General features: G+C 41.6%; 11 protein-coding genes and 1 pseudogene. 8 read left to right on the top strand and 4 right to left on the bottom strand.

The window, feature by feature from the left end; genetic code table 11:
• Window positions 1-503: 503 nt before the first annotated feature.
• On the bottom strand, window positions 504-1679 hold the full coding sequence (locus tag F9856_RS10735; RefSeq protein ID WP_202106590.1) for a helix-turn-helix domain-containing protein: 1176 nt from the start codon (window positions 1677-1679) through the stop codon (window positions 504-506).
• Between the two features lie 112 nt (window positions 1680-1791).
• On the opposite strand from F9856_RS10735, the gene F9856_RS10730 reads away from it, so the two are divergent.
• From F9856_RS10730 to F9856_RS12245, 5 genes are all read left to right on the top strand, one after another.
• A complete protein-coding gene (locus F9856_RS10730) occupies window positions 1792-4539 on the top strand; it encodes an alpha-L-rhamnosidase (protein WP_202106589.1) in 2748 nt (915 codons plus the stop codon).
• Window positions 4540-4580: 41 nt separating this feature from the next.
• Window positions 4581-4838, top strand: a complete 258-nt coding sequence (locus F9856_RS10725) for a hypothetical protein (RefSeq protein ID WP_024398050.1) — start codon at window positions 4581-4583, stop codon at window positions 4836-4838.
• Window positions 4835-5164: an alpha/beta hydrolase fold domain-containing protein gene (locus F9856_RS10720; protein WP_079269939.1), complete on the top strand. Its 330-nt coding sequence runs from the start codon at window positions 4835-4837 to the stop codon at window positions 5162-5164. Before F9856_RS10725 ends, F9856_RS10720 begins: the two co-directional genes overlap by 4 nt.
• 310 nt (window positions 5165-5474) lie before the next feature.
• Window positions 5475-7745, top strand: coding sequence for a glycoside hydrolase family 3 C-terminal domain-containing protein (locus F9856_RS10715; RefSeq protein ID WP_202106588.1), 2271 nt, complete (start codon window positions 5475-5477; stop codon window positions 7743-7745).
• Window positions 7746-7780: 35 nt separating this feature from the next.
• The gene (locus F9856_RS12245; protein WP_328708156.1) at window positions 7781-9712 is read left to right on the top strand and encodes a glucose PTS transporter subunit IIA; all 1932 of its coding nucleotides are present in this window, start codon (window positions 7781-7783) and stop codon (window positions 9710-9712) included.
• A gap of 25 nt (window positions 9713-9737) precedes the next feature.
• Here F9856_RS12245 and F9856_RS10705 read toward each other — a convergent pair whose 3' ends face one another.
• Entirely contained in the window at window positions 9738-10115 is a 378-nt protein-coding gene (locus tag F9856_RS10705) for a helix-turn-helix domain-containing protein (RefSeq protein ID WP_202106587.1), read from the bottom strand.
• Between the two features lie 21 nt (window positions 10116-10136).
• Complete coding sequence (locus F9856_RS10700; RefSeq protein WP_202106586.1) at window positions 10137-10340, bottom strand: hypothetical protein; 204 nt, start codon at window positions 10338-10340, stop codon at window positions 10137-10139.
• On the opposite strand from F9856_RS10700, the pseudogene F9856_RS10695 reads away from it, so the two are divergent.
• Together F9856_RS10695 and F9856_RS10690 are read left to right on the top strand one after the other, a co-directional pair.
• Window positions 10269-10855 (top strand): annotated as a pseudogene (locus tag F9856_RS10695) (family 1 glycosylhydrolase). The gene F9856_RS10700 and the pseudogene F9856_RS10695 overlap by 72 nt on opposite strands.
• 81 nt (window positions 10856-10936) lie before the next feature.
• Window positions 10937-11848: an alpha/beta hydrolase gene (locus tag F9856_RS10690; RefSeq protein ID WP_202106585.1), complete on the top strand. Its 912-nt coding sequence runs from the start codon at window positions 10937-10939 to the stop codon at window positions 11846-11848.
• Between the two features lie 51 nt (window positions 11849-11899).
• Here the strand turns inward: F9856_RS10690 and F9856_RS10685 are convergent, their stop codons facing one another.
• Complete coding sequence (locus tag F9856_RS10685; RefSeq protein ID WP_202106584.1) at window positions 11900-12859, bottom strand: AraC family transcriptional regulator; 960 nt, start codon at window positions 12857-12859, stop codon at window positions 11900-11902.
• 111 nt (window positions 12860-12970) lie between these two features.
• Here F9856_RS10685 and rhaB point away from each other — a divergent pair, with 111 nt between their 5' ends.
• The gene (gene rhaB, locus F9856_RS10680) at window positions 12971-14359 is read left to right on the top strand and encodes a rhamnulokinase (protein ID WP_202106583.1); all 1389 of its coding nucleotides are present in this window, start codon (window positions 12971-12973) and stop codon (window positions 14357-14359) included.
• Window positions 14360-14426 lie beyond the last annotated feature (67 nt).

Raw genomic sequence — 14426 nt, 5'->3', positions numbered from 1 at the left:
AGCAGAGCCAAAGGCGCCTGCTTCGTTAATTTTATCGTAAGAGGGTACCCACTTACTGTGCTTGCTACAAGAGTTCAAAGTTGTAGAGCGGTAAGCTGATATATATCATTGTATCATAAAATTCATTAAAATTGTTTAACACATCATAAATTTTACAAGTTGGAAGATAAAAAAGTTAGGTCACTTCCATTATGCCATGAGAACGCCGGGCAAGAAGATTATTTCCATTCCCAAGTGGGCCTATGCTCAAGTCGGTAAGCAAATTATGAATGCCCAGAAAAAAGATGGCCACTAGGGTGGATTAGATGTGGTTCGCTTTGCTGACTTGTAGTGCAGTCAGCTATTTATCGATAAATCCCAGGGAGCGACCATTTTAGGTGTAGAAGAGGACGACATTGTGGGAGCTATTCACGATTCAGTCAAGTTGTCACTCGAGTCCCAGAACAAAGAAATGGTTGAAATGAGGGCGGAGTAAAAGGAAGGTACTTGAGCACCTTCCTCCCTTATCTTTTATCCTTCCGATAATGGAGTGGAGTTTGTCCAGTAAACTTTTTGAACTGGTTTTGAAAGTAGGATTGACTGGAGAAGGCCAAATAGGTACTAATATGGCTGATAGGCTTATCGGTAAATGCCAGCAGTTCCATGGCTTCTTCCATTTTAGCTTCTAGAATAGCCTCGTTAATCGTCTTCTCAGTTTCCTGTTTGAATTGCTTACTGAAGAAGGAGTAGCTGAAACCAACATGGTCTGCCACCATTTGAACAGTCAGAGGTAGATTGGTATGGGTCTGAATATAGTTAAGGGCCTGCTGAACTGGCTGGCTCAGACGAGACTGAATCTTGCAATCTGCTACCCGTTGTACAAAATCCATATACATGGTGTAGCTAAGGCCGTAAATACTAGCCTCATCTGTCAGATGCTCGCACTTATTGATATAAATATCACTGAGCTGATAGGCTTTTTCAATGGATAGCCCTCCCTCAATAGCCGCACGAACGGTTTGGGTAATCGCAATGATGAAGATATTTTTCAACTGCCTAAGAAGATTGTCAGACAACTGTCCAGCGTGATAGGCCTGGTCCTGGTTGACCAACAACTCATGGAGTTTCTGGACATTACCAGTCTTCACTGCCTGAATTAACCGCTTTTCAAAATAGTAGGTATTGTGGTGGCGTGCCTCTTCCTTGGCATCGTAGAGCTGGTCAGTTAAATCCTCCTGAATGCTCTGCTGGCTTGGATGAACAAAGCCAAAGCGTTCAAAAATATTGATTTGATCCTGCTTAACGGCAGTATAGGCCTGGTCTAAGATGAAGAGACTCTGGTTGATAGAAGTTATCGGAATTTGCCGTACACTTTGTTCCACCAGCATGGTATTTTCTTTGGAAATAGCAAAGCAATCTTGGAAGTCTTTCATTTCTTGCTGATTAGGCCTGCTAGTGCAGAAAGGACCAAAAACAAGGCTACCATTTTCATTTCCAAGTTCAATCTTGTAAAAAATAGAAAAACCAGTTGCGTAGAAGATACCTACTTCATCCGTTTCTTCAAATCGGTCAAGTAATTTACCTAAACAAGCTAACTGCTCTGGAAAGCAGACTACTAAATGTTTCTCAGTATCAAAATAGGAAACAGGGATATAGTGGGCATGGTAAAAAGAATTACAATAGTTTAATACATCAATCATAATTGTATTTTACATAAAAAAGTTGAATTATACAATATTATTGAGAAGAAAATAGATATAATCAAAAGAAAACGTTTCAAGTGACACCCTTGATGAAAGAAAGGAAAAGAGAATGATTACAGTCAGTAAACTTTATACGGAGTATATAGAAAATCCAATAGCTGTAACCAAAGGAAATCCACGTTTTTCTTGGAAACTAGCCTCAGATTTGCCAAACTTACTTCAGGAGGCTTATCAACTTACTGTAGTAAACGAAGATGGGAGGGTTCTTTGGGATTCTGGACGAATACTTAGCCAGAAAAATATGGCACAGATGAAGACCTCAGAAAGCTTGCAGTCTAATCATCGTTATCAAATCAAACTGGAACTGTGGTTTACGAACGGAATGACAGTGACCTGCGATGATTTCTATTTTGAAACTGGCTTACTACAGATAGCTGATTGGCAAGCCAAATGGATTGAGCCTGCTCCTTTGCCACAACCAGCAGTTGATGCTATAGCAGAAGCTACGGCTGAATGGCTGGCCTTATTACCAAAAATCATGACTGGGGATATGAGCGATTTTAAAACAGATGAAGAGCTCATGTCTCAATTTCCGCTAAGCCCCTATGACCCTGCAGTCCAATTTCGTAAGGTCTTTACTTTGGAGCAAACAGTACAACAAGCAAAAGTTTTTATGACCAGTCATGGGATTTATGAACTGAAAATCAATGGCAAAAAAGTCAGCCACGCCCTACTAACACCTGGTTTTACTACTTACGACAAACGATTACGTTACCAAGTCTACGATATTAAGGATTACTTAGTGAAAGGTGATAATGTCCTTGTGGTTACAGTGGCTGACGGGTGGTACAAGGGAAAAATCGCATTGGGTCGGGGACGTGAGTATGGTGATGTACTTGGCTTATTGGGCCAAATTCAGATTGTAGATGAGTTGGGCCAGGAGGTACTTGTGAAAACAGATGAGTCATGGACTTATAGTTATAATGGACCCGTACGACATGCAGATTTATTCCTGGGGCAAAAGGTTGATGCTAGATTAGAAAATCTGGCCATTCATCTACCTAACTATCAGGCAGATGAATGGAAGCTAGTAGAATTGGCAAGCTACTCTCTAGAAAACTTGGAAGCTCAATTATCTCCATATGTTTCCGTTATCAGAGAAGTAAAGGCTGAAAAAATCTGGCTGGCTCCTAATGGCGATACCCTTGTTGATTTTGGACAAAATTTAGCAGGTCAGTTACGTGTGAGATTGCAAAATACTCAGGAAGGTCAGGAGCTTCGTTTTGAGCACGGTGAAACTTTGGATAAGGAAGGGAATTTTTATTATCCTTTCACCGGTGACCACAGAGGCCAAATGGATGAGTATATCTGTGCTGGTCGTCAAGAAGAAATTTTCCAGCCTCAATTTACCTATCATGGATTTAGGTACCTGAGACTTACTGGAAATATCGACTGGAAAAAAGAAGACTTCACAGCTTTAGCCATTAGTTCTTCCAACGTTGAAACCGGAAGTTTTGAAACGGATAACCTTAAAATCAATCGTCTACAAAAAAATATCCAGTGGAGTCAGTGGAGTAATAATATCGATATTCCAACAGATTGCCCTACACGAGAAAAGGCGGGCTGGACTGGGGATGTCCTTGTCTATGCTAAGACAGCCCTTTTCAACCAAGACATGTTTGCTTTTTATGATGACTGGCTCAAGAGTATTCGCGCAGAGCAAAGAGAGAATGGACATATTATCCATACAGTTCCTCAGATAAAAAATTATATCCAGCAAGCATTTGCAGGTTCACTGGGCTGGGCAGATGTTATCTATGACCTACCTCTAACTTTGCATACAGTCTATGACGATTCTACAGTCATAACTGAGAATCTTGATGCTATGAAAAAGTGGTTTTCAGCAGTTAAACAAATGGTCGCTGAATTACCTTATGGAGTTTCTGTAGCTGACCTATCAGAGACTGACTTGAAACATCAGCAACATGTCATCAATACTGGTTTTCATTTTGGAGATTGGATTATTCCCTCCGTTGTTAACGAAGCAGGATTTACAGACGGCCCCATGTCTTCCTTCCTAACCATGAACGTAGTGGGAACCTGTCTGGTTGCTGCAGGGGCGGATAAGTTGGTAAGTATTGCTGAGATCCTTGGTGATACAAACCTTGCTGAAGATGCTCGTCAGTTTGCTACTAACGTCCGTCAGGCCTTTCAAGCTATCTTTGTTAATGAAAACGGACTCTTAGAGCAGGAAATTCAAGGGAATTATGTGTTGGCCCTAGCTCATCAAATGGTTCCAGAGGTTGATGCTGTCCGCTTTGCCAATCGTCTCAATCAACTGATAGCTGAAAATGATTACCGTCTGGATACCGGCTTCATGGCTACTCCACTGTTGTTAGAAGTTTTGAAGGCCAATGGTTATGCAGATACTGCCTGGACCTTGGTACTTCAGGAAAAATGTCCTTCTTGGCTTTATGAGGTCAATCAAGGAGCGACAAGTCTATGGGAAAATTGGGATGCCATTCGACCAGACGGGCAAATCAATCCTGTTTCCTTTAACCACTATGCTTTTGGGTGTGTGGGCGATTTCCTTTATAAAGAGGCTTTAGGAATAAAACAAACCAGTCCAGGTTTCAAGGAGATTGAAATTTCGCCTGACTTTGATGCACCATTTAAGCAGGTTTATGGACACTATGACAGTCCATATGGGCGAATTTCTATAGCTTGGGAAAAACAAGGAAATCAGGTAATTGTCAAGACAACATTACCATGCAATACTCGAGGACGGCTTGTACTTGGTTCAAAATGGATTGAATTACAGAATAATCTTGAGGAAGTACACATACTTTCTATATAGGAGAATAAGATGAGCTTTCAAAGTTTTTATTAAATATTTATATGCAACTGCGACCAGCTGTTGACAAAATAACAGGTCCATATGATTACGAAAAAGAACAGCGAGAAAATGCCAAATACAGTGGCAAAATCGACTCCAGTCTCCAGTTTGAAGAGTTGGAAATACAGGGTCAGATTATCGAGTCCTATTCCCAACCTGGCAATCCAAAATGGGTCTTCTATATCCACGGAGGTGGTTTTACGACTGTATTTCAGTCAATTATTGGATGGCCCCTTAGCACAAGTGGCCGAGCCAGATAGATGATGTCTATGCAATCTTTCTATATTTAGCCAAGCGTAGTCATGACTTGAGCCAAGCTATCATCATGGGCGAAAGTGCGGGTGGTACCCTATCCTTGGAGCTAGGCATCAAACTTCGTGATGGCAACCACATCCTACCACGCGCCATTATTGCCCTTTCCCCACCAACCAACCATGCAGACGAGCTCCTGTCTCATCTGTCAAATAGAGCGATGGATTACATGTTGAGAGGTAATTACACTAGCTACCAACAGAAAGAAGCAGTTTATGGTTGGGCTGTGGCTAATAGCAGAGTTGCCTTGCTGGATCTTTACATCTCAACATAATTTGCAGACTATACAGGCCTGCCACCAATCTTACTATCAGTGTCTTCCAGCGAGGTCCTCTATGATGATTCAAAACTGCTTTATGAAAAACTGAAACAGTAAGATCATCGAATCGCTATTGATATTCAAGACAAGCAGTGCCATGCCTTTCCATTTTTACCAGAAGCGAGAAAGAGTTTGAAAAAAGCTTTGGATTTTGTAGAAAATTGTAAAATTAAATTGTAATTTATACAAAAAAATTGATTTTTACAATATTTTGCACTAAAAACACTATAAGATAGTATTGTAAACGTTATCAAAGGAGAAAATCATGACAGAAAGAAATATCAAAGAACTGGTTACCCAGATGACTCTGGAAGAAAAAGCAAGTTTGTGTTCTGGTAGAGATTTTTGGAATACAAAGGCAGTTGAACGCTTAGGGATTCCGTCAGTTATGTTATCAGACGGTCCGCATGGCTTGCGCAAACAAGAGAGCGAAGGCGACCACTTGGGATTGAACGAAAGTATTCCAGCAGTCTGTTTTCCAGCAGGCTGTGCCATTGCATCCAGCTGGGATAGGGAAGTAGCCAAGCTACTAGGCCAAACCCTTGCAAATGAATGTCAGGCTGAAAATGTGTCCACTATTTTGGGACCTGCCATGAACATCAAACGGTCGCCACTATGTGGTCGAAACTTTGAATACTTGTCAGAAGATCCCCTACTTTCTTCTGATATGGCCAGTGCTTATGTCCAAGCAGTTCAGAGCAAGAATGTGGCAACCAGTCCCAAGCATTTCATGGCTAACAACCAAGAATTTCATCGGATGACTAGCGACTCCATTATGGACGATCGAACCATGCGTGAAATCTATCTAGCTTCATTTGAAAAGATGGTTAAGGAAGCAAAACCTTGGACCATGATGGGAGCTTACAACAAGCTGAACGGAACCTATCTTTGTGAAAACAAGCTAATCTTAACAGATATTCTCCGGGATGAGTGGGGCTTTGAAGGCTATGTGATGACCGACTGGGGTGCTATGAATGACCGAGTAGATGGATTGATAGCGGGCTGTGAATTGGAAATGCCAGCTATGTCAGACCGTACTGACAAGGAGATTGTAGCAGCAGTTGAGTCAGGTAAGTTGGACCAATCTATTCTTGACCAAGCCGTAGAGCGTTTCTTGACAGTTATCTTTAATTATGTGGACAATCGCGATGAGTCAGCTGTATTTGACAGGGAAGCTGACCACAAGGTTGCTCAACACTTAGCAGAAGAGTCCAGCATCCTTTTGAAAAACCAAGATGCCATTTTGCCACTGAAAAAGGAGCAAAAGGTCGCCTTTATCGGTCAATATGCCCAAGAACCACGCTACCAAGGTGGCGGGTCTTCCCACATCAATAGCTTCAAAGTCGATTCAGCATTAGAAGCTGCTAAGGACTTGTCTGTTAGCTATGCCAGAGGTTATGATGATAGATTGGATGTGGCAGTAGAAAACCTCGAAGAACAGGCGCTCGAACTAGCGCAACAATCCGATGTGGCCGTACTCTTTATCGGATTACCAGACCGCTATGAATCAGAAGGGTATGACCGCAAGCACATGCAACTACCAGCTAATCAGGTTGAATTGCTAGAGAAAATCAGTCAGGTGCAGGAAAATCTAGTTGTCGTTCTTCATAATGGCTCCGCTATTGAAATGCCGTGGATTGACAAGGTTAAAGGGCTTTTGGAAGTCTATCTCGGAGGGCAGGCGGTTGGTCAAGCTACTGTCAATTTGCTCTATGGCGAGGTCAATCCAAGTGGACGATTAGCTGAGACCTTCCCCCTTCGTCTTCAAGATACTCCATCATATTTGGATTACGGCGGAGAAAATGACAAGTCCTATTACCGAGAAGGTGTCTTTGTCGGCTACCGTTATTATAGTTCTAAGGAAATGCCAGTCCTATTTCCATTTGGTCATGGCTTGTCCTATACCCAGTTCAGCTATGGTCAGCTGGAGCTTAGCCAAAAGGAACTAACAGATGCTGATACACTTGCTGTCACTGTTCGCGTGACTAACACAGGGATTTGTTACGGAAAAGAAGTAGTGCAGGTCTATGTGGCAGCGCCAAACAGCAAGATTATCCGTCCAAGCCTAGAGTTACGGGCCTTTGACAAAATTGGACTTGAGCCAGGCGAAAGCAAGACGGTAACAGTCGAACTGGATAAGAGAGCCTTTGCTTACTGGGATATGGATAGACAGGACTGGACTGTTGAAGAAGGTGACTACACAATTATCATCGGTCGGTCAGCTGAGGAAAAAATCTTGGAAGCAAGTGTCCATGTCGCTCCAGCCCAACCTACAAGAAAGGTCTTTCACCTGAACTCAACGATTGGAGAAATATTGGCGGACAAACATGCCGGTCCAATCTTTGAACAGATGATGGGCAGTGCACTGGGAGGCAATGCTGAAGCTCAACAAGTGGCTGATAGCCAGTCAGATGCCGTCAGTGCAGAAATGATGCAAGCCATGATGGAAGGAATGCCGATCAGACAGCTTTTGAGCTTCGTACCAGGGATTGAAAAGTCTATGCTAGAAGGACTTGTTGCAGTTTTGAATCAATAAAACAGTTATAACCTACACATAGGAGGAAAAATATCGTGGGTAAAAAAGACAAACATGCTATCCGCTACGACCGTGACGGGATTCAGAAGGTGATGCGGATTCGTGATTATTTTGCGGACTCCTTGGGGATGTTCTCGCTTAACATCATCACAGGTTTGGCGGGCCAATTGACCTACTTCTATACAGATAAGGTTGGCTTAGCAGCAGGGGCTATTGCGACCATCTTTATGATCAACCGTATCATCGATGCCTTTACAGACTTGTTTATGGGTTCTATTGTGGACAATACTCCTCCAGGGAAAGAACGCTATCGGCCATGGCTTTTGAAAGCAGGAATACCAGCTGGTCTTCTATTGGTGACCATGTTCATCATTCCACCAGGTCCAGATTGGTTCCAACTGGGATATATCATGGTTATGAACCTCTTGATTACAGATATTTTCTATACAGCAATTTCACTTCCTTATGTTTCCCTTCAAATCGTGCGGACCAACAGTCAGGAAGAACGAAGCAATATGGGTACATGGCGAGCAGCAGCTGGCTATGTATCAGGTATGATTATTGTTATCGGGGTTATTCCAATTACAAATATGTTGGGTGGAGACCAATCAGCATGGATTAAACTAGCTGCCTTCTTTGGAGCTATCATCGTTCTCTCCATGCTTCTTTGCTACAAGTATGCACGTGAATCAGCAGTAGATGCACGCCAAGAAACTGCAAAAGAAGTAGTGAAACATACTCATGTTGAGGAGGAAGAAAAGCTTACCTACAGGGAGGCTTTGGCAAAATTAGGTCGCAATAAATATTGGCTCTTGCTACTTGTCATCAACTTTGCTGCCCAAGTTTCATGGGGGATTTCAGGAGCCTCTAGCACTTACTATGCAAAATGGATTTATGGTAATGACAACCTAGTTGCCATCATGGGTGGTTTGGGCTTGCTAGCAACCTTGCTTGGCTTTGTACTATTGACACCTCTTGTGAAAAAATTGGGTCCAACGAAACTCTTGACAGTTATGGCTTTGATTACCACTGTGGTTACTGCTGCACGTGTTATCAATCCTGACCATTTTGTATTTAACACAGCCGTTGGCTTGATTACAACCTTTACTGGTATTCCAATTATGGCTTTGTCAGGTGTACTCATGGCCATGGTCATTGACTACAATGATTATCTCTTTGGTACGAAAATGGTTGGACGTTCGAGTGCGGCTCAAAGTTTTACAAACAAGATTGGTAATGGTCTTGGTGTATCTATCATTGGTTGGAGTTTGGCAGTTGCTGGTTACAATGCAGAGATGACAGTTGCAACTGAGGCTGTCCGTCAGGCAATCTTTACTTTTTCTATCTATGTACCATTTATTTTGAGCTTGGTCAGTTTTCTATGCTTTCGTAAGTTTGACTTGGAAGGTCGAATGGTTGAAATTTACGCAGCTATTGCGGAACGTCGTGGAAATACAGAGATAACAGATGCAACCAGTGTACAGGTTGCAAGCCCACAAGCAACTCCAGTTACAGACGAAGTTCTACTTGCACCACTTGCTGGTAAAGTAGTGACACTAAGTGATGTCAGCGATCCAGTCTTCTCAAGTGGAGCCATGGGACAAGGAATTGCTATTAAACCAAGTGATTATGCAGTCTATGCACCAGCTGATGCTGAAGTGACTTTAGCCTTTGCGACTGGTCATGCCTTCAGTTTGAAGACAGAATCTGGTGCGGAAGTCTTCATCCACGTCGGTGTCAATACCGTTACCTTGAATGGTGAGGGCTTCGAACTCAAGGTAGAAAATGGTGCTAAAGTCAAAGCAGGTGACCTACTAGGTACCTTTGATAAAGAGAAAATTACCGCAGCAGGCTTAGATGATACAACCGTTGTTATTGTAACCAATACTGCTGACTACCATGCTGTCTTATCATTAGCGAGTGGACAAGTTGAAATTGGAGACAGACTACTCCATGTAAGTAAATAATCTTCAAAAAATAAAAAACCTATTCTTATTTGTTGGAAGAATAGGTTTTTGCGTGCCTGCGGTATTGTAGTGGGGTTACACCGTGCTTTTTTTTGAAGACGGTCTGGAAGTAGGATTGACTGGAGAAGGCGAGGAAGTTGCTGATGTCGCTATCAGCTCTATCAGTGAAGAGAAGCGAATCTTTAGTTTCAAGGAGTTTGAGCTCGATGATATAGTCGCTCAAGTTTGTGTCCAATTCGGACTTGAAAATACGGGACAGATAAGAGCGTTTTTGATAGAGGGATTGCGCCAGGTTATTGACGGTCAACGGCTCAATGATATGAGTAGCAATGTAATTGATGACTTGCTGTACAAGTGGTCCGACGGTTTTAACTGTCTTTAGAGCAGCGACCTTTTTAGTCAATTCAAAGAGAAAGGATTGTAGCTATTCCATAATATTCTCCAGATTGGATAATTTCTCCATTTCCCAGAGGACCATATCGCTGAAATGGTAGGTAATCTGTGGTTCTAGTCCACCTTCAATAGCTGCGCGTGTAGACAGGGTTGTTGAGGCAATATGGAGGTTTTTGATTTGTCGGAGATTATCGTCAGAGACGATACCAGCATCAATATTTTCTGGTTTTTCCATGAGTTGTTAGAGTTTTTCCAGATTGCCTTCACGGACATAGGAGAGATAGCGTTGTTCAAACTCCCAGGTGGTATGAAGAATCCATATCTTAAAAGTTCAGAATGGGGTTGGCAGATTGACCCTATTGGGTTACGATTAGTATTAAATGATTACTATGATCGCTACCAGTTACCGCTTTTTATCGTTGAAAATGGGCTAGGTGCGAAAGATGTACTTGTTGATGGACCTAATGGTCCAACTGTTGAGGATGATTACCGCATAAACATCTCAGACAATTGGCTGAGGTAATTGAGGATGGCGTGGAATTATGGGGATACACTACTTGGGGACCGATCGATCTGGTTTCAGCAAGCACGGCGGAACTCAGCAAACGGTACGGATTTATCTACGTTGACCGAAATGATGACGGAAAGGGAACGCTTGAACGATTTAAGAAAAAATCATTTTGGTGGTACAAAGAAGTGATAGCTAGTAATGGGCAAAGTCTATTTTCAGAAAAAGATGGTAGAATATAATAAAAACATAATACGAGGTGAATTGTGAGAAAAATCATACTAGTTTTGGCAACTTTAATGAGTATCTTTGTATTAGTATTTGTGATTATACAACAAAAGAATGGGAATGTAGAAGTTCAGACGACTAGCCGAACATCAACCAGTGAGTCATCCACTGAACAATCGACAGCACTGACATCTGAAACAACAGCATCTTCCTCAACTTTTGAGCTCAAAGCTACTGAAGACATCGTTTCTGAAACCTATATGATTGAAAGAGAAGGTGTTAACTTATATGGTGTAGTAACAGCGTCTCGCAACTATAAGAACGAGAAACGACCGCTTGTCATCATTTCACACGGTTTTAACAATACCTTAGAAATGTATGAAGAATACGCCGATAAACTGGCTCGTATGGGATTTATCGTTTATCGCTTTGATTTTTATGGCGGAAGTCATAACTCAAAAAGTGGCGGAACAGATATGTTATCAATGTCTGTCTTGACTGAAAAACAGGACTTGTCAGCAGTAGTTGACAAACTCTCAAAAGAATCGTTTGTCAATCCTGATGCAACAACCTTACTTGGAGCTAGTCAAGGAGGGGTTGTATCGACTCTATATGCAGCAGAAAATCCGACAATTATAAAAAATCTTGTTTTGATTTTCCCTGCCTTTGTTCTCTTTGACGATGTCAAGGAAACTTATGCCAGTTTAGGTGTCTCGTCAACAGATCAGATTCCAGCAGTGATATCACATAAAAATGCTCGACTTGGTGCTGTTTATCTAAAAGATGCAATTGGGATTAATATTGATAGTGAGATAAAAAAAGTTGAATCCCCTGTTCTGATTATACAAGGAACCAATGATGAAGTAGTGCCCTATCAGTATGCTGTTGAGGCCAATCAATTATTTTCATCATCGGAACTTGTAACTGTAGAGGGTGGCGTACACTGGATTGACAATAACTTCAATCAAGTTGCTATTCCAGCAATTGAGCAATTTTTAAAGAAATAGACGTATTCTATTTTTTGACGGTATTCTAACAAAGCTAGCAGCCTCAAACTGCTAGCTTTGTCTTTCCTCCTTCGGTCCATGGCCGAAGGTTTCTTTGTATTTGTCGTAAAAGTAGGTTTTGTTACTGAAACCGACGCTGAGGGCAATTTCTTGGATTGGTAATTGCGTTGTTCTCAGTAATAGTTGAGCCTTCATCAATTTGCGTTGATTCACTAATTGTGTAAAGGTTTGACCAGATTCTGTCTTGATGAGATTGCTCAGATAGTTTTTATTAAAATTTAAGCGTTGAGCCAGTTCAGCTAATCCAATCGTGGCATATTCTCGGTCGATAATCTTTAATACCTGAGCATAAGTTGACTCCTCTAATTGTAAATCCACTGTCTTTTCAAGTGTTGGCAATAGGCGAGCCAATTGGTAGAAGAAAAGTGGCAGGTAGTGTTTCAACATTTGTTGGGAAAATTCCTGCGGTAAAAAATATTCAGTCATCATTTCGGTTAAAATTTGTCGGACAGGGCTATTTGCTTCCGTATGCAGCAAGAGAAAGTTATCACGTTTGAAGTGTTGGGAGGAATCTGACAGCAAGAATTGGTAGAGCAGACTGTTTTCACCTTGTAATTGCTTGAGCCAGTTGATCGATACATCTTTATTCTGAAACAAAATATTTATAAGAATATCCTCATCTCCCAGCGCCTCAATGGAATGACGGCTTTCCACATCCATAAGCAGAATATCTCCCTCTTTCAGCTCAAATTTCTGGCGGTTAATCTGCTGGCGACAACGCCCCTTATAGACATAATTAATCTCTAAAAATTGATGGGTATGCTCTGGATAAGCAGCGTACCGGCTATGTTTACTGATAAAAATGTCTTTATTTTGAAAGAAGAACTGTTGAGAAAGTTTTGGTGTCTGACTTGCGGATTGTATGTCCAAATAATCTGCTACGAATCCCTGTTTTTCTTGCAAGAGTTCATGCTCTGTTTTTCTTAATAATAACTGTTCTAACAGATTCATTGCGTTTTTCTCCTAACTGTAAATTTGATACGTTTTTAATGTTCTATCGACATTGTACCATAAACAGAAATAAGGTTAAATAGAAGTATCAAAAAACAAAGGAGAAACCTCATGACCTATCATGTTGCCATTGATATTGGAGCATCTAGTGGCCGTGTGATCTTAGCAAATAAGACTGATGGATTGGAATTAAGTGAAATTCATCGTTTCAAAAATGGATTTGAGAAGTCAGACGGACATGATAGATGGGATATTGACCAACTAGTTGATAATGTACTGATTGGGCTAGAAAAAGTGAAGCAATCTGGAGTAACCACCTGTACAATTGGTATTGATACCTGGGCTGTAGACTATGTTCTACTTGATGACATGGGAGAGCTATTAGGACAACCAGTTGCCTACCGTGATGCTAGAACTCAGGGAGCGATGGAACAAGTCTTTCAGTATATCTCCAAAGAAGCCATTTACAAGAAAACAGGAATCCAATTTCTAAATTTCAATACCTTATATCAGTTTTTTGTTGAAGACAAAAGTTTGCTAGAGAAAACAGCCAAGATTCTTATGATACCTGACTACATTGCCTACAGATTGACAGGAAAGATGACAGGAGAAGTGACTAATTGGTCAACGACCCAATTTATGAACCTTGAAACACGCACTTTTGACAAGGAGTTGTTGGAAGTGATTGGTATCGAGAATGGCAAGTTCCCTGATTTGATTGAAGCAGGTGGTTTCATCGGTCGGTTAGAAGTAGATGGATATGATCTACCAGAAGCACAAGTGATTGCGGTCGGTACACATGATACCGCATCGGCCGTTGTGGGGGTTCCAGCGACTAGCGAAAACTGGGCCTATATTAGCTCAGGCACCTGGTCTTTGATAGGTATTGAATCTAAGCAGCCTATCGCCAATCAAGACAGCTATCTAGCCAATTATACAAATGAATGGGGCGCTTATCAGACATACCGATTCCTCAAAAACATTACAGGTATGTGGTGTGTCCAAGAAATTGCACGCCTGACAGATTATCGCTATTCCTTTAAGGAAATGGCAGAGCAGGCAGCCCTTGTTGAGCCATTCCAGCAAGAGATAGATCTGAATGACGAACGATTCACTAATCCTGAAAATATGATAGAAGAAATCAAAGAGGCTTGTCGTGAGACAGGGCAAAAAGTGCCTGAATCTATCGGAGAACTGGTTATGGCTGTCTATTCCAACTTAGCTAAGGCCTACGGACGAGAATTGAAGCAAGTTGAAGCATTAACTGGCCAGACCATCGATTGTCTTCATATCGTAGGTGGTGGCTCTAACATCAGCTTGCTCAACCAGCTAACCGCCAACGTCATCGGAAAAGAAGTGATTGCAGGACCAGGAGAGGCAACTGCAATTGGCAATATCCTAGTACAGATGATTGCGACAGGGGAGTTTGAAAATCTCCAAGAAGCTAGACAATGGTTAGCAGAAACATCTGAATTTGAAACATTTATACCACAACTGTAAGGAGAAAGAAATGAACGCTGAACAATTGAAACAAGCATATCAAGTCGCTAAAGAACGCTATGCAGCA

The sequence above is a fragment of the Streptococcus suis genome, from assembly GCF_016743335.1.
GTDB classification, from domain to species: domain Bacteria; phylum Bacillota; class Bacilli; order Lactobacillales; family Streptococcaceae; genus Streptococcus; species Streptococcus suis_Y.
This window is presented reverse-complemented; position numbering and strand designations above follow the sequence as displayed.

What these genes read in the sequence shown, in the direction of transcription:
- F9856_RS10735 (WP_202106590.1), bottom strand. Translation starts at nt 1,679, where the DNA reads ATGATTGATGTATTAAACTATTGTAATTCTTTTTACCATGCCCACTAT.
- F9856_RS10730 (WP_202106589.1), top strand. Translation starts at nt 1,792, where the DNA reads ATGATTACAGTCAGTAAACTTTATACGGAGTATATAGAAAATCCAATA.
- F9856_RS10725 (WP_024398050.1), top strand. Translation starts at nt 4,581, where the DNA reads ATGCAACTGCGACCAGCTGTTGACAAAATAACAGGTCCATATGATTAC.
- F9856_RS10715 (WP_202106588.1), top strand. Translation starts at nt 5,475, where the DNA reads ATGACAGAAAGAAATATCAAAGAACTGGTTACCCAGATGACTCTGGAA.
- F9856_RS10700 (WP_202106586.1), bottom strand. Translation starts at nt 10,340, where the DNA reads ATGGAAAAACCAGAAAATATTGATGCTGGTATCGTCTCTGACGATAAT.
- F9856_RS10685 (WP_202106584.1), bottom strand. Translation starts at nt 12,859, where the DNA reads ATGAATCTGTTAGAACAGTTATTATTAAGAAAAACAGAGCATGAACTC.
- rhaB (WP_202106583.1), top strand. Translation starts at nt 12,971, where the DNA reads ATGACCTATCATGTTGCCATTGATATTGGAGCATCTAGTGGCCGTGTG.